At 72.6% G+C, this 21,417-nt stretch carries 22 protein-coding genes and 1 pseudogene; 13 read left to right on the forward strand and 10 right to left on the reverse strand.

The window, feature by feature from the left end; genetic code table 11:
- Positions 1-25 precede the first annotated feature (25 nt).
- Positions 26-781, reverse strand: a complete 756-nt coding sequence (locus ACCP09_RS13185; protein WP_433746252.1) for an NAD-dependent epimerase/dehydratase family protein — start codon at positions 779-781, stop codon at positions 26-28.
- Between the two features lie 86 nt (positions 782-867).
- On the opposite strand from ACCP09_RS13185, the gene ACCP09_RS13190 reads away from it, so the two are divergent.
- Positions 868-1,476 (forward strand): TetR/AcrR family transcriptional regulator, encoded by a 609-nt coding sequence (locus tag ACCP09_RS13190; RefSeq protein ID WP_433747044.1) that lies wholly within the window; start codon positions 868-870, stop codon positions 1,474-1,476.
- Positions 1,477-1,498: 22 nt separating this feature from the next.
- Here ACCP09_RS13190 and ACCP09_RS13195 read toward each other — a convergent pair whose 3' ends face one another.
- Positions 1,499-2,272: a 2-keto-4-pentenoate hydratase gene (locus ACCP09_RS13195; protein WP_433746255.1), complete on the reverse strand. Its 774-nt coding sequence runs from the start codon at positions 2,270-2,272 to the stop codon at positions 1,499-1,501.
- A gap of 154 nt (positions 2,273-2,426) precedes the next feature.
- Between ACCP09_RS13195 and ACCP09_RS13200 the strand changes: the two are divergent.
- From ACCP09_RS13200 to ACCP09_RS13210, 3 genes and pseudogenes are all read left to right on the forward strand, one after another.
- Positions 2,427-3,401: pseudogene (locus ACCP09_RS13200) on the forward strand (MFS transporter); the annotation flags it as partial.
- Between the two features lie 330 nt (positions 3,402-3,731).
- Positions 3,732-4,091 carry an MFS transporter gene (locus ACCP09_RS13205; protein ID WP_425550234.1) on the forward strand — a complete coding sequence of 120 codons (360 nt, stop codon included), beginning with the start codon at positions 3,732-3,734 and terminating at the stop codon, positions 4,089-4,091.
- A gap of 5 nt (positions 4,092-4,096) precedes the next feature.
- A complete protein-coding gene (locus ACCP09_RS13210) occupies positions 4,097-4,291 on the forward strand; it encodes a tautomerase family protein (protein ID WP_123687314.1) in 195 nt (64 codons plus the stop codon).
- Positions 4,292-4,343: 52 nt separating this feature from the next.
- Here the strand turns inward: ACCP09_RS13210 and ACCP09_RS13215 are convergent, their stop codons facing one another.
- Positions 4,344-5,102, reverse strand: coding sequence for an SDR family NAD(P)-dependent oxidoreductase (locus tag ACCP09_RS13215; protein WP_237335176.1), 759 nt, complete (start codon positions 5,100-5,102; stop codon positions 4,344-4,346).
- Positions 5,103-5,205: 103 nt separating this feature from the next.
- Here ACCP09_RS13215 and ACCP09_RS13220 point away from each other — a divergent pair, with 103 nt between their 5' ends.
- The 7 genes from ACCP09_RS13220 to ACCP09_RS13250 all read left to right on the forward strand — a co-directional run bounded on the left by ACCP09_RS13220 (position 5,206) and on the right by ACCP09_RS13250 (position 12,013).
- Entirely contained in the window at positions 5,206-5,973 is a 768-nt protein-coding gene (locus ACCP09_RS13220; RefSeq protein WP_433746259.1) for an enoyl-CoA hydratase/isomerase family protein, read from the forward strand.
- Between the two features lie 76 nt (positions 5,974-6,049).
- Positions 6,050-7,486 (forward strand): aldehyde dehydrogenase, encoded by a 1,437-nt coding sequence (locus tag ACCP09_RS13225; RefSeq protein ID WP_378362714.1) that lies wholly within the window; start codon positions 6,050-6,052, stop codon positions 7,484-7,486.
- A gap of 17 nt (positions 7,487-7,503) precedes the next feature.
- Positions 7,504-7,920, forward strand: coding sequence for a RidA family protein (locus tag ACCP09_RS13230; RefSeq protein WP_123686208.1), 417 nt, complete (start codon positions 7,504-7,506; stop codon positions 7,918-7,920).
- Positions 7,917-9,437: an amidohydrolase gene (locus ACCP09_RS13235; RefSeq protein WP_433746263.1), complete on the forward strand. Its 1,521-nt coding sequence runs from the start codon at positions 7,917-7,919 to the stop codon at positions 9,435-9,437. The genes ACCP09_RS13230 and ACCP09_RS13235 overlap by 4 nt, the downstream gene beginning before the upstream one ends.
- Positions 9,438-9,447: 10 nt before the next feature.
- Positions 9,448-9,969 carry a 3-hydroxyanthranilate 3,4-dioxygenase gene (locus ACCP09_RS13240; protein ID WP_123686210.1) on the forward strand — a complete coding sequence of 174 codons (522 nt, stop codon included), beginning with the start codon at positions 9,448-9,450 and terminating at the stop codon, positions 9,967-9,969.
- Positions 9,966-11,024 carry a class I adenylate-forming enzyme family protein gene (locus ACCP09_RS13245; protein ID WP_433746266.1) on the forward strand — a complete coding sequence of 353 codons (1,059 nt, stop codon included), beginning with the start codon at positions 9,966-9,968 and terminating at the stop codon, positions 11,022-11,024. The genes ACCP09_RS13240 and ACCP09_RS13245 overlap by 4 nt, the downstream gene beginning before the upstream one ends.
- The gene (locus ACCP09_RS13250; RefSeq protein WP_433746268.1) at positions 11,021-12,013 is read left to right on the forward strand and encodes an amidohydrolase family protein; all 993 of its coding nucleotides are present in this window, start codon (positions 11,021-11,023) and stop codon (positions 12,011-12,013) included. Before ACCP09_RS13245 ends, ACCP09_RS13250 begins: the two co-directional genes overlap by 4 nt.
- Here the strand turns inward: ACCP09_RS13250 and ACCP09_RS13255 are convergent.
- Genes ACCP09_RS13255 through ACCP09_RS13270 form a run of 4 tightly spaced genes read right to left on the reverse strand, consistent with a single transcriptional unit; the run spans position 11,985 to position 16,286 of the window.
- Positions 11,985-12,803 (reverse strand): IclR family transcriptional regulator, encoded by an 819-nt coding sequence (locus ACCP09_RS13255; RefSeq protein ID WP_433746271.1) that lies wholly within the window; start codon positions 12,801-12,803, stop codon positions 11,985-11,987. The two genes, ACCP09_RS13250 and ACCP09_RS13255, sit on opposite strands and share 29 nt — an antisense overlap.
- Positions 12,804-12,820: 17 nt before the next feature.
- Positions 12,821-14,152 (reverse strand): MFS transporter, encoded by a 1,332-nt coding sequence (locus ACCP09_RS13260; protein WP_433746274.1) that lies wholly within the window; start codon positions 14,150-14,152, stop codon positions 12,821-12,823.
- The gene (locus ACCP09_RS13265) at positions 14,149-15,117 is read right to left on the reverse strand and encodes an NADPH:quinone oxidoreductase family protein (RefSeq protein WP_433746276.1); all 969 of its coding nucleotides are present in this window, start codon (positions 15,115-15,117) and stop codon (positions 14,149-14,151) included. The genes ACCP09_RS13260 and ACCP09_RS13265 overlap by 4 nt, the downstream gene beginning before the upstream one ends.
- Positions 15,117-16,286 carry a CaiB/BaiF CoA transferase family protein gene (locus ACCP09_RS13270; RefSeq protein WP_433746279.1) on the reverse strand — a complete coding sequence of 390 codons (1,170 nt, stop codon included), beginning with the start codon at positions 16,284-16,286 and terminating at the stop codon, positions 15,117-15,119. The genes ACCP09_RS13265 and ACCP09_RS13270 overlap by 1 nt, the downstream gene beginning before the upstream one ends.
- 124 nt (positions 16,287-16,410) lie before the next feature.
- Here ACCP09_RS13270 and ACCP09_RS13275 point away from each other — a divergent pair, with 124 nt between their 5' ends.
- The gene (locus ACCP09_RS13275; RefSeq protein WP_433746281.1) at positions 16,411-17,253 is read left to right on the forward strand and encodes an alpha/beta fold hydrolase; all 843 of its coding nucleotides are present in this window, start codon (positions 16,411-16,413) and stop codon (positions 17,251-17,253) included.
- On the forward strand, positions 17,250-18,050 hold the full coding sequence (locus tag ACCP09_RS13280) for an alpha/beta fold hydrolase (RefSeq protein ID WP_433746284.1): 801 nt from the start codon (positions 17,250-17,252) through the stop codon (positions 18,048-18,050). Before ACCP09_RS13275 ends, ACCP09_RS13280 begins: the two co-directional genes overlap by 4 nt.
- Before the next feature lie 154 nt (positions 18,051-18,204).
- Here the strand turns inward: ACCP09_RS13280 and ACCP09_RS13285 are convergent, their stop codons facing one another.
- From ACCP09_RS13285 to ACCP09_RS13295, 3 genes are read right to left on the reverse strand one after another with little or no spacing between them, the layout of a single operon-like run.
- Positions 18,205-19,704, reverse strand: a complete 1,500-nt coding sequence (locus tag ACCP09_RS13285) for an ATP-binding cassette domain-containing protein (RefSeq protein WP_433746287.1) — start codon at positions 19,702-19,704, stop codon at positions 18,205-18,207.
- Positions 19,698-20,495 (reverse strand): ABC transporter permease, encoded by a 798-nt coding sequence (locus tag ACCP09_RS13290; RefSeq protein WP_433746289.1) that lies wholly within the window; start codon positions 20,493-20,495, stop codon positions 19,698-19,700. The genes ACCP09_RS13285 and ACCP09_RS13290 overlap by 7 nt, the downstream gene beginning before the upstream one ends.
- On the reverse strand, positions 20,495-21,415 hold the full coding sequence (locus ACCP09_RS13295) for an ABC transporter permease (protein ID WP_433746291.1): 921 nt from the start codon (positions 21,413-21,415) through the stop codon (positions 20,495-20,497). The genes ACCP09_RS13290 and ACCP09_RS13295 overlap by 1 nt, the downstream gene beginning before the upstream one ends.
- Positions 21,416-21,417: the final 2 nt, after the last annotated feature.

Genomic DNA, 21,417 nt, shown 5'->3' on the forward strand with positions numbered 1-21,417 from the left:
AGTCCTCCAAGCTCCCGTGCACGTGCTAGGCCGCGTTCCCGACCAAGCCGAGCCGGAGCAGGCTCTCGGCAGTGTCGGCGATCAGCTCCTCGTTGGACCTGGGCTGCCAGCCCAGCACCCGGCGTGCCTTCTCCGCGCTCGCCCGCTTGACCTCGCCCAGTTCGTGAACGTGCCCGCGCAGCGCCGGATCCGCGCGCGATGCCAGGTGTACCAGCAGATCCGGCGCCTCACGTGTGGGCACCCGCGCGCCGAGCCGGTCGCGGAGCACGCGTGCGATGTCGGCGATCCACAGCGTCGTCCCCCCGACCGCGAGAAAGCGCTCGCCCCTGGCCGCCGGATCGGTCATCGCTGCACGATCCATGAAGTCCCACGCCGCGCGCTCGGCCAGCGTCTTGGACTTCGCATAGGCACTCACCCAGGGACCGTCCACATCGGTCCAGTCCTGTCCGGTGAACGTCCGGCCGGAACTCGTGTGGCCGTAGCTCATCGCCGCGAAGGACGAGGTCAGCACCACCCGCTGCACGCCCGCATCGCGCGCGGCGCGCAGCACCCGCAGCGCACCGTCACGCGCGGCGGCCGGGAACGGCGAGGCGACGTGCAGCACGTAGTCGCAGCCCCGCACCGCGGTCGACCAGCCTTCGTCGGAGGTGAGGTCGGCGAACGCGAAGCTGAGCGCGTAACCCGGTTCCGTGCCGCTGTAACCGGCTTCGAGCAGTCGCGGGATGCAGTGAGCCGCGACGAAACCCGAGCCCCCGCTGATCAATACCAACTCGCCACTCATGCTTTCGCTCCCCTGCGCTCGACAACAAACGTGTCTTCATATGAGACACGAATGTATCAGCGCGAGACGCGAGCATCAAGACAGTGATGTCTCAACCTGATACGCTGCTACTCACCATGGAACGAGCACCATCTCCCAGCAGCAGCAAGAGCGCACCGCGCTTCGACCGCACCTCCGCCGCGATCCTCGACGCCGCGGCCCGGGTATTCTCCGAAGAGGGCGCCGGCGCGAACCTCGCCACCGTCGCCGTCGCGGCCGGTATCAGCCGCGCCACGCTGTATCGCTACTACGCCAACCGTGAGGCCTTGCTCGAAGCCCTCACGGCCGACGCCCTCGACGCCGTGGCACGCCGCCTCGCGGACGCGAACCTGGAACGCGCGACCGTCGAAGACGCGATCGAGCGGATCCTGCGCGCGTTCGTGGCCGTCGGAGACCGCTACGCGGTGCTCACCAACGACCAGGCCACACTCGAAGCGGCACACGGGGAACTCGCCGCCCCGCTCCACGACGTCCTCGCCCGGGGAATCGAGACCGGAGTGTTGCGCGACGACCTGCCTGTCGAGATCCTCTACGAGTTCCTCGCCGGCACCATCCTGAAGGCGATCGCGCTCAACCAGCAGCACCGCCTGGGACTGGAAGAAGCCAGCGCCACCGCCGCGAGCTTCTTCCTGAACGGCACCCGCTCCCGGGACTGAGGCGGCGGACACCCACCAGCGGTCAGCCGACCGTGACGGTGCCGAGGTGGCTGAACTCCGCGGTGATCGGGTGGCCGGGGCGGAAGGGCACCGCGTCGGTGAGGCCGCCGGTGAGGACGAGCCACCCTTCTTCGAGGGCGAGGCCGCGGTCGGCGAGTGCGTTGGCGGCCAGCGCGAGCGCGTTGGCCGGGTGGCCCTGGACCGCCGCGCCGGTGGCGGTGTCGACGACCTCGCCTGCTTCGCGCAGCACGCAGGCCTCCAGGCCGAGGTCGAGTTCGCGGGGATCGCGGGTCACGTCGCCGACGACGAAACGGGCCGACGACGCGTTGTCGGCGATCACGTCGGGCAGGGTGAAGCGGAAGTCGCGGTAGCGGCTGTCGATCACCTCGAGCCCGGCCGAGACGGTGCGGACCGCGGCCATGGCGGTCGCCGGGGTGACGCCGGGGCCTTGCAGGCGGGCACCCAAGGTGAAGACGATCTCCGGTTCGACCCGGGGGTGGATCAGCTCGCCGACCGGGACCCGGGCGCCTGCGGCGAGGACCATGCCGTCGGTGAGCCAGCCGGTGAGAGGCGCGTCGATGCCCATCCGCTGCTGTTTGGCGTGGGACGTGAGGCCCAGCTTGACACCGATCACCCGTTCGCCGCGGGCGGCCACGAACTCCGTCTGCACCTGGTAGGCGGTGGCGACGTCGAGTCCCGGCCAATCGTCGGTGATGGGACGGCGGGCGGTGCGGCCGGTCTCCGCCGCGCGCAGTTCCTCCACGGCCCGCTCGACTGTCCACGTAGTCACGGTCATGATGCCACTGTGGACGTTTCGGCCAGGTAACACCATCCGCCGTTTCCGGCCACCGGAAACCGGTGCGTTGTTCCCGCCGCGACCGGCCCTACGGTCGCTCCAAACCGCCGCCCGCGACGTGGCGGGCGGCACGGCTGGCTCGAGGAGACCGTCGATGAACAAACAAGAGCTCAAGGTCGTCGGTGCGTCGGCCGTCGGCACGGCGTTCGAATGGTACGACTTCTTCCTCTACGGGGCGCTCGTGCCCGTCATCGGCAGCAAGTTCTTCAGCGACTACGGGTCCGCGGCACAGACCGTGTTCGCGTTGCTCACGTTCGCCGCCGGGTTCATCGTCCGGCCGATCGGGGCGCTGGTGTTCGCGCGGATCACCGACCTCGTCGGCCGCAAGATCGTGTTCCTGATGACGCTGGTCCTGATGGGGGTGTCGACCGTCGCGGTGGGGCTGTTGCCGACCGCGGACCAGATCGGGATCACGGCGCCGATCCTGCTGGTGACGTGCCGCATCCTGCAGGGGCTCGCGGTCAGCGGCGAGTTCGGTGCCGCGGTCACCTACGTCTCCGAGTACGCGCCCGCCAAGCAGCGCTCGTTCTTCGTCGGCTGGCTCACCGGCACCACCGCGCTCGCGTTCAGCCTCTCCCTGGGGGTGCAGCTCGTCGTGGAATCCATTGTCGGCACCGCGGCGTACGACTCGTGGGGCTGGCGGGTGCCGTTCCTCATCTCGGTGCTGCCGCTGGCGCTGTCGGTGTGGATCCGCACCAAGCTCAACGAGAGCCCGCTGTTCCTGAAGATGAAGCGGGAGGGCACGCAGGCGAAGGCCCCGCTGCGGGAGGCGTTCGGGTCGCGGGCGCGCGTGCGGATGATCGCGATCGTGTTCGTGATGGCGTCGGCGCAGTCGTTCATCGGTTACCTGTCGACCGTCTACATGGTGACGACGATGAAGACCTACCTGAAGGCCGACTCGTTCACCGTCAACGCCATCTACATGGTGATCATGCTGATCGGGTTCTTCCTGTGCGTGTTCGTGTGCTGGCTGTCCGACCGGATCGGCAGGCGGCCGGTGCTGTTCGCCGGGCTCGGGCTCGCCGCGCTGCTCGCGTTCCCCGTCACCAACGCGATCACGTCGACCACCAACCCGGCGCTCGCGGCGGCGCAGGACCGCGTCTCGGTCGTCATCAAGGCCGACCCGGCCGACTGTTCGTTCCAGTTCAACCCCGCCGGCACGGCCGAGTTCACCTCGGACTGCGACCGGGCACGCAACGTGCTGCAGGCCAACTCGGTCGTGTTCGACCGGCAGGACGTGTCCGGGCCGACAACGGTCGTGGTGGACGGTACCGAGATCGCGGGCGGCGAGTCGCTGCAGACCGATCTCGTGGCGGCGATCAAAGCGGCCGGCTACCCGGTGGGCGGGTCGGCGACCACCATCAAGGTCGACGGGATCGGGGATTTCTTCGACGGGCGGGTGCTCGGTGTCGCGCTGCTGCTGCTGGCGCTGGTCGCGCTCGCGCAGATGACGCAGGGCCCGGCCGCGACCGCGATGGCGGAGGTGTTCCCGACCAGGATCCGCGCCACCGCGCTGTCGATCCCGTACCAGCTCGGCGTCGGCGTGTTCGGTGGCCTGCTGCCCGCGACGATGGTCGCGATCAGCGCCGAGGTCGGCAGCTTCACCACCGCCCTGTGGTATCCGGTCGGCGCGATGGCGCTGGGACTGGTGGTCCTGCTGTTCACGTTGCCGGAGACCAAGGGCGTCGACCTCGGCGAGGTCAGCCTGGACGGCGACACGGCCGTCGAACCCGTCGAACCCGTTCGCCAGGGCCGGTGACCGGGATGCCGATCGTCGACGTGTCACTGGTGGCCGGACGCACCGAGGCCGAGCTGCGTGAGCTGATCACCGCGGTCCACGACGCGGTGGTGACGAGCCTGGGCGTGCCGGGGGAGTCCGTGCGGGTGCTGGTGCGTGAGCTGCCGCCGACGCACTGGGCGGCGAACGACGAGACCATCGCCGAGCGCCGATCCCGCTGACAGCACGACGAATGGGGGGCCGCGAACCCGCGGCCCCCCATTCACCTGCCCGTCAGTCGCGGAAGTGGGTGCTGGTCCAGCCGCCGTCCACCGGGATCGTGACACCGGTGACGAACGCGGCGTCGTCGGAGGCGAGGAACGCGAAGACCCGCGCCACGTCCTCGGGTGTGCCGACCCTCGGCAGCGGGCGGGCGCGCGTCACCAGGTCGTCGAAGATCCCGGACGCGATCTTCGCGCGCGTCGCCGGCGTCTCGATCAGCCCGGGCGCGACCGCGTTCACGCGGATGCCGCGCCTGCCGTAGTCGGCCGCCATCTGCCGGGTCAAGCTCGCGACCGCGCCCTTGGCCGCCGAGTACGGCGCCGACCCGGCGACCCCGGTCAGTGCGAACGACGAGGCCGTGTTGACGATCGCCCCGCCGCCGTCGAACACGTGGACCGCCCGCCGGGACAGCGCGAACGTCGTGGTCAGGTTCGTGCGCACGAAGAACTCGAAGTCCTCGTCGCTCGTGTCTCCCGCGGACCGGTCACCGGCCTTGCCCGCGATGTTGGCGAGCACGTCCGGTGTGCCGACGGTCGCCGCGCAGTGGTCGAACACCTCTTCGGCGGCACCGGGCGCCGCGAGGTCGACGGCAAACGTGGGCACCGACAGCTCGGCTAGACCCTGTTCGTCGCGGTCGACGGCGAGCACGGTCGCGCCGCGGGCGGCGAACAGTTCGGCGGTCGCCCGGCCGATGCCCGACGCCGCGCCCGTCACGATCGCAGTCCTGCCGCTGAGCTGTCCGGTCACGTGTTCCTCCACAAAGGTCGACATCGTCCGCGATCATCCGCCGGCGGCCGCGAGGTCACCACCGCGCGTTTCCGGTGGGTGAGAACGGGCGCTGGCGATCTGTGCACGGGTGCGGTGCGCTCGCCGCATGGACGCAACCGTGACGTTCCCCTCCGACGGGGTCGCCGTGCTGGCACTGGACCGGCCCCACCGCCGCAACGCCCTGGACCGCGCGCTGCTCGACGGGCTGCCCGGCTTGTTGTCCGAACTGGACGCCGACGACCGGGTGCGTGTCCTGGTGATCACCGGCCGTGGCGGCGCGTTCTGCGCGGGTGGCGATCTGGACGTGCTTGCCGCCCTGGGTGCGGAGACCCCCGACGAGGCCCGGGCACGGATGGCACGCGAGTTCGACACGGCAAGGCTGCTGCTGGAGTTCCGCGCCCCGACCGTGGCGGCCGTCGACGGGGCCGCGGTCGGCGCGGGAATGGCGCTGGCGCTGGCCTGCGACCTGCGGATCGGCTCGCCGGACGCGGTGTTCGCGAGCCCGTTCATCTGGATGGCACTGGTTCCCGACTGGGGGGTCACGTGGCTGCTCGCCAGGGCGGCCGGGCAGGCACGGGCCACCGAGATCGCCCTGTCCGCCCGCAAGGTCGGCGCCGCGGAGGCGCTGCGGATCGGGCTGCTCGACGACATCGTGCCCGCACCGCTGGACGAGGCACTCGCACGGGCCCAGCGGCTCGCGGAAGCCGATCCAGCCGCCGCGGCGGCGACGAAACGGCTCATCGCGGGGGCGACGGGCACCTTCCAGGAGGCGATCGACGCCGAGATCACCGACCAGCTCCGCGCGGTGCGGTCACCGGAGTTCGCGCGGCGGATGGGGGAGTGGTCCCAGGCGGTACGGGGGCGTTCCCGGTGAGTGGAAACGGACCATTGTGCACAGCCCGGCCCGCGACGGAGGGTGAGCCGAGAAGCGAGGAAAGGGAGGACGAGCGGTGGAATCCTTCGGGCACGTCATCGCGGGTGAGGAAGTCGCCTCGGCGGACGGGGCGACCTTCGAGTCCGTCGACCCGTGGACGCGAGCGCCCTGGGCCACGGTCGCGCTCGGCTCGGCCGACGACGCGCGGCGCGCGATCCAGGCCGCCAGGCAGGCCTTCGACGACGGGCCGTGGCCGCGGATGAGCTTCGTCGAGCGCGGGGAGATCCTGCACCGGCTCGCCGACCTCATCGTCGCCAACGCCGGCGAGCTGGCGCTGGCCGACACGACGGACATGGGCAAGCCGATCAGCCAGACCGCGGGCCACGACGTGCCCCGCGCGGCGCGGAACTTCCGGTTCTTCGCCGACCACTCGCGGCTCACCCCGGCCGAGACCTTCCCCATGCCGGACGGGCACCACGCCTACACCCAGTACGACCCGGCCGGTGTGGTCGCGGCCATCGCGCCGTGGAACTTCCCGCTCATGATGGCGAGCTGGAAGGTGGCACCCGCGCTGGCCTGGGGCAACACGGTCGTGCTCAAGCCCGCCGAGCAGACCCCGGCATCCGCCACCATCCTGGCTCGGCTGGCGCTCGAGGCCGGGCTGCCTCCCGGGGTGCTGAACGTGGTGCACGGGTACGGGCCCAACGCGGCCGGCCAGGCGCTCACCGAGTCACCGGACGTCGACCGGATCACCTTCACCGGCGAGTCGTCGACCGGCCGGGCGATCTCGCGGGCCGCGGCCGCCAACCTGACACCGGTCAGCCTGGAACTGGGCGGCAAGGGCGCCAACATCGTCTTCGGCGACGCCGACCTCGACCACGCGGTGCGCTGGGCCATCCAGGCCGTGTTCAGCAACTCGGGCCAGGTGTGCCTCGCCGGCAGCAGGCTCTACGTGCAGCGCGACATCTTCGACGAGTTCCTGGCCCGGTTCACCGCGGCCGCCGACGCGCTGGTGCTCGGCGACCCGAAGGACCGGGCCACCGAGATCGGCCCGCTGTCCTCGCGGGAACACTTCGAGAAGGTCGCCGGGTACCTGGACATCGCGACCGCGGCCGGTGCCCGCCTGCACACGGGCGGTGTCGGTGACGGGTGGTCGGTGCGCCCGACCGTCGTGGTCGGCGCCGGCCAGCGTGACCGCGTCACCCAGGAGGAGATCTTCGGGCCGGTCGTGGTGGTGCTGCCGTTCGACACGGAGGCCGATGCGGTGACAGCCGCCAACGACACGCCGTACGGTCTGAACGCCATGCTGTTCACCCAGGACCTCTCCCGCGCCCACCGCGTCGCACGCGCGCTGCGGGTCGGCACCGTCTGGGCGAACTGCTTCTTCGTGCGGGACCTGCGCGCGCCCTTCGGCGGCGCGAAACACTCCGGCGTCGGCCGCGAGGGCGGCACGTACAGCCGGGAGTTCTTCACCGAACCGAAGGCCGTCGTCATGGAGATCGCCGCACCGTGAACCAGCTGGGAGCAAAGATGACCGAGATTCGTGCCGTCAGTACTCGCAACGCGCCCACCGTGGGCTTCTCGACCGGGACCGCCGCGCCGCTGTCCCAGGCGATCGTGCACGGTGACACGATCTACTGCTCGGGGACCGGGCCGCTCGACCCGGAGACGCGCACCATCGTCTCCGACGACTTCGCGACGCAGGCGAAGCAGACGCTGTCCAACCTGGTCGCGGTCGTCGAGGCCGCCGGTGGCAGCCGGGAGACGATCCTCAAGTGCACCTGCTTCGTGGCCGACGTCGAGAACTTCCCGACGTTCAACGCGGTCTACCGGGAGTTCTTCGAGGGCACCCCGCACTTCCCGGCCAGGACCACCGTGATCGCCACGCCACACCGGACCGGGGTGCAGGTGGAGGTCGAATGCATCGCGGCCGTGGCCCGGCCATGACCGATCTCGTGCTGCTCGGCGGCCGGGTGCACACGGTGGACGCGCCCGCCGCCGAGGCGGTCGCCGTCACCGGTGGCCGGATCACCGCCGTCGGGTCCACCGAAGACGTCGCGGCCGTCGCCGGACCGTCCACGCGGGTCGTGCGGCTGGGCGGGCACACCGTGCTCCCCGGGCTGATCGACTCGCACTGCCACTTCGAGCAAGCGGGCATGGCCGGCCACCTCGTGTCGTTCGCCGGTGCGCGCACGCTCGACGAGGCCCTGGCCCGCGTGGCCGGACTGGCCGCGACCAAGGCGCCCGGCGCGTGGGTGCAGGGACAGATGTGGAACCCGCTGCTCCAGGTGGGCCGGGCGCCGACCCGCGCGGAACTGGACCGCGCCGCCGGCGGCCGTCCGGTGTTCCTGCCCGAGGGCCACGCCGCGTCGGTCAGCACCGCGGCGCTGCGGCTGGCGGGCATCGACCCGGACGGGCACGACGGCCGTCTCGTCGAAGGTGACGTGCACGCCGTCGCCCGGATCGTGCCGCCGTGGACACCCGAGGAGCGGGCGGCGCAGCTGACCGCGGCGATGCGGGTGCTCAACGAGCACGGGATCACCTCGGTGGTCGCCGGTGCGCTGCCACCGTCCGACGTGGACGTGCTGCGCGACCTGGCCGAATCGGGCGCCGCGACCGTGCGGGTGGCGGCCATGGTCACGCCGACCGGCGAGCTGAACCCGTCGGTCTCCGCGGCGGAGTGGCGTGATCTGCTCGCCGGGGGCCCACCGAAACCCGTTGGCGACCGGTACCTCACGCGCGGCGTCAAGCTCCAGGTCGACGGCGGCATGACGCTCGGCACGGCGGCCACCCGCGAGCCGTACGAGAACAGGCCCGGCCATCACGGCGAGTTGTTCGTCGACCGGGCCCGGCTCACCGAGCTGGTCGACATCGCGCACCGGGCGGGCTGGCCCGTCGGCACGCACGTCGTCGGCGACGCGGCCATCGACCTCGCCCTCGACGTGTACCAGGCCACCCGGGGCGGCACCCCGCTGCCGGACGTGCTCATCCACGCCAGCCTCATCCAGCCGGACCAGATCGCCAGGGCTCACGCACTCGGCGTGCAGGTGGCCGCGCAGGTCCCGTTCCTGTGGCGCAACCGCGACGCCATCGCGGGCCACCTCGGCGAGGAACGCGCCGACGCCGCCGTGCCGCTGCGCGACCTCGTCGACGGGCTCGGGATCGACGGTGTCGCCGCGGGCACCGACTACCCGGTGAACGACCTCGACCCGTGGCAGAACATCCACGCCATGACCACCCGGCAGGACACGCACGGCCGCGTGGTCGGCGCGGCACAGGCGATCACGCGCGCCGAGGCCGTCCGCCTGTACACCACCTCGGGCGCCGCGCACACCGGTGAGCAGGCGATCAAGGGGCGGATCGCGCCCGGGTACCTGGCCGATCTCGCGATCGTCGACGACGGCCGGACGTTGATGACCATCGTGGACGGACAGGTCGTCCACGACACAGGTCTGCTCGACTAGGAGGTAACCGATGCACCCCAGCAAGATGCCCATCGTGGAGCTGCGGAAGGCCGCCGACGAACTGGCGGCGGCCGGGAAGCGGGTCAAGGTGCTGTGGCAGGAGAGCGAGTCGCTCGCGTTCCTCGCCCGCGGCCGCGAGTACCGCAGCGAGTTCCACCTCAACCCGAGCGACGAGGTGATGTTCATGGTCCGCGGCTCGATGGACCTGCACTACCGCAAACCGGAGGGCGGTTCGGACATCGCGGTGATTCCGGAGGGGGCCACGATCTTCACCCCGACCGGTATCGCGCACTCGCCCCGGTTCGCGCCCGACGCGTTCGTGCTGGTGATCGAGCGGTTGCGGCGGCCCGGTGAGCTGGACCGCTTCCGCTGGTTCTGCCCGAAGTGCGACGAGTTCCTGCACGAGGAGGCCGTGCACGTCAGCGACTACCGCACGGATCCGGTCGCGGGCGCCTACCAGCGCTTCTACGGGGACGTGGACGCCCGGACGTGCAAGGCGTGCGGCACGGTCATGCCGGACGAGCGCCTGTGAGGCCCGCGGGCGAACTGGTCCTCGACGCGCTGCGGGCACACCCGGACCGGGTGGCGTTCGAACACGCGGGGACCGCACTGTCCTACCGTGACGCCGAAACCACGGTGCTCGGCCTGGTGGAACTGCTGGCGAAGCTGCCACCCGAGGACACGGTGGTGCAGGTCCGGCCCAACGACCCGCTGCAGTGGCTCGTGAACGCCGCGTGCTACGTCGCAGGCCGCCGGTCGGCCGGGATCCCGCCGGGAACGCTGGACGACGCCGCGCTCGCCGAACGGCTCGACCGGATCGGCCCCGCGACCATACTGTCTGATGTGGACATCCCGGCACCGGGCGGGCCGGTCGAGGTCGCGCCCGCGGACGTGGTGGTGCGGCTCGGGTTCACGCGCGGCACCACCGGCCCGGTCAAGGGCGTCGAGCTGACGAGCGGAGCGCTGGGCGCGGTCGCGGTCCTGCTCCGGGACACGCTGCCCTGGCCGGACCGGCCCCGGGTGCTGTGCCCGGAGCCGGTGTCCGGCGGCTTCGGCAACCTCGTGCTGCCGACGCTGCTGCTCGGTGGCACGTTCACCATCCCGGACGAGCCCGGTGTGGACGCGCTGCTGGACGCCGTCGTCGCGCACCGGCCGACGGTGCTCCTGGCCATGCCGCCGACGTTCCGGGCGCTGCTGGACCACCCGCGAGCCGCGGGCGTCGACTGGTCGAGCCTGGAGCTGCTGATCTACAGCGGCACCTCGCTGACCGACGACGAGATCGACCGCGCGCACGCGCTGTTCGGCCAGGTGCTGTGCCAGGTGTTCGGCCAGGTCGAGGCGCCGAAGACGATCGCCTACAGCACGCCGGCCGACCACCTCGGCCCGCACCGCTCGTCGCTGGGACGGCCGTTTCCCGGCATCGAGATCGACATCGACGAGGCGGGCGAGCTGTGGGTGCGCGGGCCGAACATCGCGCGCTCCTACGCGTTCCCGCCCGGTTCGCCGGTCCGTGACGGCCGGCTCCGCACGGGAGACCTGTGCCGTCTCGAGGACGGCTACCTCTACCACGTCGGCAGGGCGCGATGAACCGCCCGGTCGTCGACGTGCACACGCACGCCCTCCCGCTGCCGCTGCTGGACTGGCTGTCCGATCAGGGCCTCGCCGAGCGCGGCGACGGGGTGGTCCGGATCGACCCGGTGATCTCCGGGATGCCGCAGGGCGCGCCCATCCCGTTGCCCGCCGCCCAGTACGACGTGGACGAGCGGCTGGCCGACATGGCACGCACCGGCGTCACCCGGCAGCTCGTGTCGGTGCCGCCGTTCGTCACCTGCGCCGACGCGACCGAGGAGGCGAGGGTCCTCGACACGGTCCGGTGCGGCAACGACACGCTCGCGGAGTTGCTCGCCGGGCACCGGGGCGTGCTCGATCCGCTCGGCCACGTGCCGCTCGGCACCGGGAAAGCCGCCGACGAAGCCCGGTACTGCCTGGAGGAACTGGGGTGTGCCGGCATCGCCATCGGCACCCGCGGGCTCGGCGCGGAGCTGGACGACCCCGTGCACGAACCGCTCTGGGAGTACCTGGCGGAGCGCCGGGCGTTCGTGTTCCTCCACCCCAACAGCACGCCCGGCGGCGCCCGTCTCGCCGACTACTGGCTGCCGCAGCTCGCCGGGTTCCCCATGGAGACCGCGCTCGCCGTGTCCCGGCTGGTCCTCGGCGGCGTCCTGGAACGGCACGACCTCCGCGTGTGTCTCGCACACGGCGGCGGCTGCCTGCCCGCCCTGCAGGGCAGGCTCGACCTCGGCTGGACCCGCAAGGCGGTCGCCCGCACCACCCCGCATCCGCCGAGTGCGTACCTGCGCCGTCTCTACTACGACACCGCCACGTTCTCGGCCCCGCTGCTGGGCAGGCTCGTCGAGGACTTCGGCGCCGGCCACGTGCTCGTCGGCACCGACTACCCGTTCGAGCTGGCTGACGCCGATCCACTCGGGACGGTCGACGCGCTGCGGCTGACGCGGCCGGAGGCCGCGCGGATCGAGTCCGGCACGATCACCGCGTTGCTAGGCGGATCGGCGTGACGTCGGCAGTGCCGATGCCGTCGTAACCGTTGGCCAGTTCACGGGAGATCGACAGCGTCGCGAGCCGCAACGCCGGTTCGACCGCGGTCAGCGCCCGCGTGTGCGTGACGGTGTGCGACACCACCGACAACGCCGCGACCACCCGGCGGTCCGGCCCGAAGATCGGCGCCGCCACCGACACCGTGCCCAGCGACAGCTCCTCCGCGCACCGGGCGATCCCGGTCGCGCGGACCTCCTGCAGCGACCGCATCAGGATCCCCGGCATCACGATCGTGTGCGGCGTGTACCGCTTCAGGCCGGCGGCCAGCACGGACTCCTGCAGCTCCCGCGACGCGTGCGCGAGCAGCACCTTGCCCACCCCGGTCGCGTGCAGCGGCGACCGGCCGCCGACCCGGGAGACCACGTCGACCGAGCGGCGGCCCCACACCCGCTCCACGTACAGCACCTCGTCGCCGTCGAGCACCGCGAGGTGCACGTTCTCCGCGGTCGCCTCGTACAGATCCTGCATGAACGGCAGCGACACGTCCCGCAGCGTGCGTGGCGCGGGGCAGAGCGCCCCCAGCTCCCACAGCCGCAGCCCGATCCGGTAGACGCCGTCCCGTTCCTTCTTCAGCGCACCCAGCTCGACCAGTTCGGTCGCGATGCGATGGACGGTCGACACGGGCATCCCGGTGACGGCCGCCAGTTCGATGAGCCGGAGCGCGGGCCGCTCCTGGGAGAACGCGTTGAGCAGCGCGAACACCCGGCCGGCCACCGTGCGGCCGGTGCTCGCCTCGCGGGGAACGCTCATGATCGGCACCGGTTCGGTCATGGCCGCGCCCACAGCGTCCGGCCGGGGTCCTGACCGGGTGATGCTACCCCGGACGACCCCGATCGTCGCAGGTCGAACGCGAGCACGCCGATCACGGCCGCCGCGACGACCGTCATCACCAGCGCGAGCGGACGCAAAGCCCCGATCGCCCCGACCACGCCGACGGCGAGGATGGCACCCACGTAGCGTGCCGACTGGAACAGTCCGGCGACCACCCCGGACATGCGTTCCGGCGCGCGTTCGTACATGAGGCGTTGCAGTCCGAGGTTGCACAGCCCGTACGGGATGCCGAGCACGACCCCGTCGAGCACGATGAGCCACGCGGGTGTCCCGGGCCCGAACGTCGCGAGCGCGGCCACCCCGATCAGCAGCAAGCAGCCGGAGAGCGGCAACGTCCACCGGCCAGCCACACGACCACCTGCCACGGTCACCACCACGCTGCTCGCCGCGATCGGCATGACCAGCAGCCCGGCGGCCGCCGCGTCGTACCCGAGGGTGTTCTGCAGCCAAGACGGCAACCCGTAGAACGCGCCGTAGTAGGCGAGGTTGAACAGCACGAACGTGCCGAGCACCGGCACCAGCCCGGGTGCGGCGGCGAGTGCGCGGACGTCCACGAACGGCGCCGCCGCCCGCCGCTCCCACCACAGGAACCCGGTCGCCGCGACCACGAGCACCACGGCGGCCGGCCACGAGCGGCCGAGCATCAGGTCGAGCAACGCGACCACGGCCGCCGCGAACAGCAGCACGCCGAGGGGGTCCAGCGCGGCGCGGCGACCGGGCCGCCGCTCGTCCGGCCCGATCGCCCGCCACGCCAGTACCAGCGCGACCAGCATGATCGGCAGGTTCACCCAGAACACGGCCCGCCACCCCGCCCACGCGGTGAGCAGCCCGCCGAGCACCGGCCCGACGGCACCCGCGGTCGTGTTGGCGGTGGCGACCGCCGTGAGCCGCCGCACCTCGCCGCTGCGGCGGATGACGAGCACCGCGCACGGGAACGCGGCGGACACACCCGCCGCCTGCACGCCACGGCACAGCACGAGCACCGGCAGCGACGTCGCGGTGGTGGCCACGGCCGAGGCGACGGCGGCCACGGCCATCCCGGCGGCGAACAACCGCCGGGGCCCGATCCGGTCGGCGACCCGTCCCAGCACCGGCTGGCAGACGCACGCGGTCAGGTAGAACACGGTGACGACCCAGGTCGTCGTCCCGGGCGGCAGCGCGAACTCCTGACCGATCGGGGCGAGCGCCACCGCCACCATCGACGAGTTCAGCGGCGCCAGCAGCGTCCCGGCGAGCAGCGCGGTGACGGCGATCCCGGTGCGCGTCATGCGGTCACGCGCAGCAGGAGCTTGCCCTCGACCTTGCCCGAGGCGAGGTCGCGGAGTGCCCGCGGCCCTTCCTCGAGCGGCAGCACGTCGTGCACGCGGTGGCGCAACCGCCCGGCGCCGGCCCAGTCGAAGATCACCCGCAGGTTCGCCTCGTGGACCGCGCGTGCCCGCCGCACGAACTCGCCGAAGAACACGCCCACCACCGACGCACCCTTCACGAGCGGGATGTTCAGGCCCACCCGCGGGATGTCACCGGACGCGAACCCGACCACCAGGTACCGGCCCGCCCACGCGACGGCACGCACCGCGGCCTCGCCCACCGCACCGCCGACCGGGTCGAACACCACGTCCGCGCCCCCGCCGGTCAGCTCCTTGATGGCGGCCTTGGCGTCCGTGCCGCCGTAGGAGAACGTCTTGTGCGCGCCGTACCGCAGTGCCCCGTTCGCACGTTCCGCCGTGGACGCACCGGCGATCACCTTCGCGCCGAGCAGGTTCCCGACGTCCACCGCGGCCGAGCCGACCCCGCCCGCCGCGCCGAGCACGGCGAGCGTCTCGCCGGGTCGCAGCCCCGCTCGCTGAACCAGCGCGTGGTACGCGGTCGAGTAGGTCACCAGGATTGCCGCCGCCTGCCGGTCGGTGACGTGCTGCGGCAGGACGGTGACCCGGTCCGCGCGCACCACCACGGCCTCGCGCGCGCACCCGTACTCCTCGTTCCCGGCGACCCGGTCACCCACCCGCACCGACGTCACCCCGGCGCCCACGGCGACGACCGTGCCCGCGTACTCGCTGCCGGGGGAGAACGGCGGTTCCGGCCGCACCACGTGCGTGCCCGCGACGACGAGCGTGTCGTGGAAGTTCAACCCGATGTGGCTGACCGCGACCACCACCTCACCCGGCCCGGGCCTCGGCGACGGCACGTCGAGCACGTCCAGCTCGCCGAGGCGCGTGCACACGAGCGCGCGCATCAGGCCACCACACCTGCGGCGAGGAACCCGTCGACCTCGGCCGCCGAGAACCCGGCGGCTCGCAGGACCTCCCGGGTGTGCTCGCCGAGTTCCGCGGGTGCGGTGCGGATGCCGGGCAGTTCGCCGTCGTAGCGGACCGGGTGCCGCAGGACCGTCGCCGGTTCACCGTCCACGTCGAACTCGGCGAGCAGCCCTTCAGCGGCCACCTGCGGATCGGTGCGCACGTCGTCGTAACCGGCCACCCGTTCGAACCAGAAACCCCGGGGCCCCAGGCGTTCCGCGACCTCCGCGTAGCTCATGGCGCCCAGCACTTCGGCCACCGTCGCGGTGTACTCGTCGCGCTTGGCCCGGCGCGCCTGCTGGTCGTAGGCCGCCAGCACGGGGGAGCCGAGCGCGTCACCGAGTTCGTCCACCGCGCCGTGCACCGCGATCACGACCGACGCGTCCCGCAGCCGGTACACGCCGTACGGCGCGTCGATCGACCAGCACGCCAGCTCGTCCGGGCGCGCGAGGTCCGCGGCGGTCCGCCTGCCGGAGAAGTACAGTGCCAGCGACTCGGCCTGCAGGTCGAGCCCCGCGCCGAGCAGGCTCGACTCGACCCGCGTGCCCGCACCGGTGGTGAGTTTGCGGGCGTAGGCGGCCAGCACGCCCATCGCGAGCAGCGCCGCGCCGTGGTGGTCCACGACGGGTGTGCCGGCCGCGGTCGGCCGGTTCCCGGTCACGTCGACGAGCCCGGTCCGGGCCTGCACGAGCAGGTCCACACCGGGACGACCCGCCATCGGGCCACGGGAGCCCCAGCCGCTGGCGGAGGCGTAGATGATGTCCGGTTTGATCGCCCGGACCGCCTCGTAGCCCAGCCCGAGCCGGTCCAGTGCGCCGTCCCGGTAGTTCTCCAGCAGCACGTCGGCCCGCTCGATCAGCGGGCGGAGCACGGTCAGCGCGTCCGGGTGCTTGAGGTCGACGACGATCGACCGCTTGTTGCGGTTCACCGACAGGAACGTGACGCTGCGCCCGGCGAGCCGGATGCCACCGCTGCCCACCCGCCGCTCCCACGACCCGCCGGGTGGCTCGACGGTCACCACGTCGGCGCCGAGGTCGGCGAGGTACTGTGCGGCGGCGGGTCCCTGGACGAAGTGCGCGAAGCTCAGCACCGTCATCTGGTCGATCATGCGGCCTCCCTGCGGCAGTGGTCCGCCGACCATAGGAACGCCGGATGCCCAGGCCCTACGACCCGTTTCCGGTGAACGGAAACGGACGGCCCGTTCGCGGCCCGCGGTCCGGCAGGCTGTCCACATGGCACGGCTCAGGCTCCCCGGATGTGTGGTCGAGTGCGCGGTCGCCGGCGACGGGCCCGCGGTCCTGCTGCTGCACGGATGGCCCCAGACGGGGTACGCGTGGCGGCACGTGGTTCCGCTGCTCGCCGACCGGTACACGGTCGTGGTCCCCGACCTGCCCGGCTTCGGCGGCAGCTCGCGGATGACCGGCGGGTACGACAAGCGGTCCGTGGCGGAGGTGGTGCACCGGCTGATGACGTCGCTGGGGTTCGGGCGGTACCACGTCGTCGGGCACGACGTCGGCGGTCAGGTCGCGTACCCGCTCGCGGCGCTGCACGGGGACGCGCTGCTGAGCCTGACGTTCGTCGAGGCGGGCATTCCCGGGCTGGGGGACAGCCTCGCCGCGGCGAACCCGCTGACCGGCGGGTCGTGGCACTTCGGGTTCAACATGGTGCCCGACCTGCCCGAGTTCCTGCTGGCGGGGCGGGAACGCGGCTATCTGGAGTTCATGTTCCGCCGCGACTCGATCGGCCTGTACGTCACGGACGCCATCGACGACGTGGACCTGGACGTCTACGCCCGCGCCCTGGCCGCACCCGGTGCGGTGCGCGCGACCATGGGGTACTACCGGGCGCTGCTCCAGGACGTCGAGGACAACCGCGCGTTCTGCGCCGCTGGACCGGTCACGGTGTCCACACTGGTCGTCGGCGCGCGGTACGGTGTCGGGCTCGGGTGGCTCGACACCGTCGAGGCGGCGGCGTCGGACGTGTCGTCGTGCTGGGTGGAGGACTGCGGGCACTACGTGCCGGAGGAACGTCCCGCGGAGCTGGCCGGCATCCTGGTGGAGAGGTGGGAGTCGTGACCGATGTGGTGCTGATCCACGGTGCGTGGCACGGCGCGGGGCACTTCACGGCCCTGGCCGCGGCACTGACCGCGCGCGGGCACCGGGTGCTGGCGCTGGACCTACCCGGCCACGGCACGCGGGCCCGGTTCCCGGCGAGCTACCTGACCAGGGACACCGGCGCCCTGCGCACCGAGCGGTCCCCGCTCGCGGACCTGACCTTGGACGAGGTGGCGACGGACGTGATCACGGCCCTGCGCCGCCGGTCCGTGCTGGTGGCGCACAGCATGGGCGGCGCGGTCGCGACCCGGGTGGCGGAACTGGCCCCGGAACGGGTGGCGCGACTGGTGTACGTGGCGGCGTTCGTCCCGACCCGGCTCGGCACCGCGGGCGCCTACCTGGCACTGCCGGAGGCGAAGACCGCACTGGGTGGCGGGCTGTACCTGGGCGATCCGGCGGCCATCGGCGCGGTTCGCATCGACCCGCGCAGCACCGACCCGGCCTACCTGGCGGAACTCCACGCCGCGTACTTCTCCGGAGTGGACAGTGCGGACTTCCGCGCGCTGGCCGCGCTGCTCAGCCCGGACCAGCCGCTGTCGTTCCTCAGCACCCCGACGGGCGCGACCGCCGAACGGTGGGGCCGCGTCCCGCGCACGTACGTGCGCACGACAGCCGATCGCGCCCTGCCGGTCGAACTGCAGGACGTGATGATCCGCGACGCCGACGACCTGGCCCCGGCGTTCGAGCAGGTCACACTGGACGCCGGACACGCGGTCTTCGCGACCCACGCCGACCGGCTGGCAGGCCTAGTGCACTGACCGGTTGGAGTTGGTCGAGGCAGCCGGGTGTGATGCAGCTGCGGCGCAGCCCGAGGGCGGTGCAGGAACGCAGCGACGGGTGGACGTAGCCGATACCGCGGCCGCGGACCTGCTCGCTGCGCACCAACCTGGCAGCCGTCCACAACCTCGCGAGTCACAACGCCTGGTGCACTGACCGGCGCCCGGGAACCGCGGCGAGCAGTTCGCGGGTGAACGCGGCCGCCGGCGCGGCCAGCACGTCCGCCGTCGGGCCCGATTCCACGACGCGGCCGTTCCGCAGCACCACGAGGTGGTCGGCGGCGGACGCGACCACCGCGAGGTCGTGCGAGATCAGCAGGTACGCCAGCCCGTGCCGGTCGCGCAGCCGCCGCAACAGGTCCAGGATCTGCGCGCGCGTCACGGCGTCCAGCGCGGACACCGGCTCGTCGAGCACGATCAGGTCCGGCCTCGACGCCAGCGCACGCGCGATCGCCACGCGCTGCCGTTGCCCACCCGACAGCGCGGACGGCCTGCGCGAGACGTACGAGGTGGGCAGCCCGACGTCCGCGAGCAACTCGAGCACCCGCCGCCGCCGTTCGGCCCTGCCGATGCCCCGCAACGGTTCCGCGACGATCCGGCCGACACGCCACCGCGGATCCAGCGAACCGAACGGGTTCTGCGCCACGAACTGCACCCGGCCACGTCCGGCCACCGGCGGCGTACCCGCCACGAGCACGCTGCCGCCCGCCGGCTCGGTCAACCCGGTGACGACCCGCGCGATCGTCGACTTCCCGGACCCGGACGCACCGACGAGCCCGAGTGCGCCCGCCCTGCCCAGCGTGAACGACACACCGTCCACGGCGACGGTCCTGCCGAACGACTTGCGCAGGTCACGCACCTCCAGCAGGGGTTCGGCCACCGGCGGCCGTGCGGTCCGGGGACGCGGCGCCGAGTCGAGCAGCAGGCGGGTGTACGGGTCCCGCGGGTCGCCGAGCACGGCCGCCGTCGGGCCCTCCTCCACGATGCGGCCACCGGACATGACGGCCACCCGGTCCGCCCGGTCGGCCGCGACGCCGAGGTCGTGCGTGACCAGCAGGACGCTCGTGCCGTCCGCCGCCACGGAGGCGAGCAGGTCCAGCACGGTCTTCTGCACGGTCGTGTCGAGTGCCGACGTCGGCTCGTCCGCGATCAGCAACGCGGGCCGGCCCGCGAGCGCCATCCCGATCAGCACCCGCTGCCGGTAGCCGCCCGACAACTGGTGCGGGTACGCGGCGAGCACCCGGTCCGGATCGGGAATCCCCACGCGCGCCAGCTCCGCGGCCGGGTCGGCCGGGTTCCCGGTCAACCGCAACGCTTCCGCGACCTGAGCGCGCACGGTCATCAGCGGGTTGAGCGCGGTCCCCGGGTCCTGCGGCACGAACCCGATCCGCCGCCCGCGCAGGTGCCGCCACCGGCGGTCCGGGAGCCGTTCGACGCGTGTCCCGTCGAACGTGATCGCGCCACCGACCCGCGCCGTCGGCGGCAGCAGGCCCACCGCGGCGTGCGCGAGCGTCGACTTGCCCGACCCGGACTCGCCGACCACGGCCACCACCTGGCCGGCGGGGACGGTGAGGTCCGCGCCCGTCAGGGCGGCGTCGCGTCCGTAGTGGACGGTCAGGTTCCGTACGGTCAGCATCGGTTCTCCGATCGCAACGTGTGGCCGAGGTGGTTGACCGCGAGCACCACGGCCACGATGACGAGGCCAGGCAGCGTGGTGAGCCACCACGCCGAGGCGAGGAAGGGGCGGCCCGCCGCGATCAGCGAGCCCCACTCCGGCTCCGGCGGCGGGGCGCCGAACCCGAGGAACCCGACCGCCGCCACCGTGAGGATCGCGTTGCCCAGCTCGAGTGCCGCCAGCGCGGCGACCGGGCTCGCCGCGTTCGGCAGCACGTGCGTCATCAGCGTCGTGTTCCTGCCGGTGCCGCACACGACGGCCGCCTCCACGTACCCCGCACCGCGGACCCGGACGACCTCGGCTCGCATGATCCGCGCGAACACCGCGGCCGCGGACACCCCGACGGCGATCGCCACGTTGCCCGTGCCGGGACCGAGTACGGCGACCACCATCAGCACGAGCAGGAACGACGGCACCGCGAGCAGCACCTCCACCGCCCGCATCACCACGTCGTCGACGGCACCACGAGCAGTGCCGGCCACCAGTCCGAGCGCAGACCCGGCGAGCACCGCGATGCCCACCGCCAGGACGGCCGCCGACAGCGACGCCGCCGATCCGTGCACCACTCGCGCGAACAGGTCCCGTCCCAGTTCGTCGGTGCCGAAGGGGTGAGCGGCACCGGGCGGCCGCAACCGCTCGGCGATCGCACCCCGCACCGGATCCGCCGCGGTGAACAGCCCGGGCGCCAGGGCGGCCGCCACGACCACCACCAGCACGGCAACGGCCGCCAGTACGCCGGGTCTGCGGAACATCACCCGCGCTCCCTCGGGTCGACCAGCGGGTGCAGCAGGTCCACGGCGAGCGCCAGCACCGTGACGAGCGCGGTCGTGACCACCACCAGCCCTTGCAGCACCGGCAGGTCCCGGGTCGTCACCGCGGTCTCCACGAGCCGGCCGAGCCCGTTGCGCGCGAACACCGTCTCCACCACGACCGAGCCGGACAGCAGCCAGCCTGCCAGGAGCGCCACCATGGTCAGCGCGGGCATCGCGGCGTTGCGCAGCGCGTGCACCGACACCACCCGCGCCACCGACGCGCCCTTCGCACGTGCGGTGCTCACGTAGGGCTGCCGCATCTCCGCCAGCAGCCGCACCGACAGCACCTGCGCCACGAACGCCGACGACGGCACGGCCAGCGTCACCGCGGGCAGCACGAGCCCCGCCGGCCCGTCGCCGCGAGCCGGGAACAGCCGCAACCCGAACGAGAACACCTGCAGCAACACCAGGCCGAGCCAGAACGTCGGCATCGACAGCGACAGCCCCGGCAGGCCACCGAGCAAGCGGCGCAACCACGGCCTGCCGGTGTGCGCGGCCAGCCAGGCGATCACGAACCCCAGCGGCACGGCCAGAAGCAGCGCCGCGCCGGCCAACGCCAGCGTCCTGGGTGCCGCGTCGGCGATCGTCGCGCCGACTCCGCGGCCGGTCTGGAACGACGTGCCGAAGTCACCGCGCAGCGCGCGCCACAGCCCGTCGGCGTACCTGACCCACGCGGGCCGGTCCAACCCGAACTCGGCACGCAGCGCGGCCACCCTCGCCTCGTCGACCGCGTTCTCCGGACCGATCATGATCCGCACCGGGTCGGCGGGCAGCAGGTGGAACGCGGCGAACGTCAGCGTGTAGGCAGCCAGCACCACGACGGCGGCCTGCCCGGCCCGCCGCAGGACGAACCGGCGCACGG

This window comes from Amycolatopsis sp. 3B14 (assembly GCF_050958625.1).
In the GTDB taxonomy this organism is placed as follows: domain Bacteria; phylum Actinomycetota; class Actinomycetes; order Mycobacteriales; family Pseudonocardiaceae; genus Amycolatopsis_E; species Amycolatopsis_E thermoflava.

Coding starts and splice junctions, on each gene's coding strand:
- ACCP09_RS13185 (WP_433746252.1), bottom strand. CDS start 781: ATGAGTGGCGAGTTGGTATTGATCAGCGGGGGCTCGGGTTTCGTCGCG.
- ACCP09_RS13190 (WP_433747044.1), top strand. CDS start 868: ATGTCTCAACCTGATACGCTGCTACTCACCATGGAACGAGCACCATCT.
- ACCP09_RS13195 (WP_433746255.1), bottom strand. CDS start 2,272: ATGACCGTGACTACGTGGACAGTCGAGCGGGCCGTGGAGGAACTGCGC.
- ACCP09_RS13210 (WP_123687314.1), top strand. CDS start 4,097: ATGCCGATCGTCGACGTGTCACTGGTGGCCGGACGCACCGAGGCCGAG.
- ACCP09_RS13215 (WP_237335176.1), bottom strand. CDS start 5,102: ATGTCGACCTTTGTGGAGGAACACGTGACCGGACAGCTCAGCGGCAGG.
- ACCP09_RS13220 (WP_433746259.1), top strand. CDS start 5,206: ATGGACGCAACCGTGACGTTCCCCTCCGACGGGGTCGCCGTGCTGGCA.
- ACCP09_RS13230 (WP_123686208.1), top strand. CDS start 7,504: ATGACCGAGATTCGTGCCGTCAGTACTCGCAACGCGCCCACCGTGGGC.
- ACCP09_RS13235 (WP_433746263.1), top strand. CDS start 7,917: ATGACCGATCTCGTGCTGCTCGGCGGCCGGGTGCACACGGTGGACGCG.
- ACCP09_RS13240 (WP_123686210.1), top strand. CDS start 9,448: ATGCACCCCAGCAAGATGCCCATCGTGGAGCTGCGGAAGGCCGCCGAC.
- ACCP09_RS13250 (WP_433746268.1), top strand. CDS start 11,021: ATGAACCGCCCGGTCGTCGACGTGCACACGCACGCCCTCCCGCTGCCG.
- ACCP09_RS13255 (WP_433746271.1), bottom strand. CDS start 12,803: ATGAGCGTTCCCCGCGAGGCGAGCACCGGCCGCACGGTGGCCGGCCGG.
- ACCP09_RS13260 (WP_433746274.1), bottom strand. CDS start 14,152: ATGACGCGCACCGGGATCGCCGTCACCGCGCTGCTCGCCGGGACGCTG.
- ACCP09_RS13265 (WP_433746276.1), bottom strand. CDS start 15,117: ATGCGCGCGCTCGTGTGCACGCGCCTCGGCGAGCTGGACGTGCTCGAC.
- ACCP09_RS13270 (WP_433746279.1), bottom strand. CDS start 16,286: ATGATCGACCAGATGACGGTGCTGAGCTTCGCGCACTTCGTCCAGGGA.
- ACCP09_RS13275 (WP_433746281.1), top strand. CDS start 16,411: ATGGCACGGCTCAGGCTCCCCGGATGTGTGGTCGAGTGCGCGGTCGCC.
- ACCP09_RS13285 (WP_433746287.1), bottom strand. CDS start 19,704: ATGCTGACCGTACGGAACCTGACCGTCCACTACGGACGCGACGCCGCC.
- ACCP09_RS13290 (WP_433746289.1), bottom strand. CDS start 20,495: ATGTTCCGCAGACCCGGCGTACTGGCGGCCGTTGCCGTGCTGGTGGTG.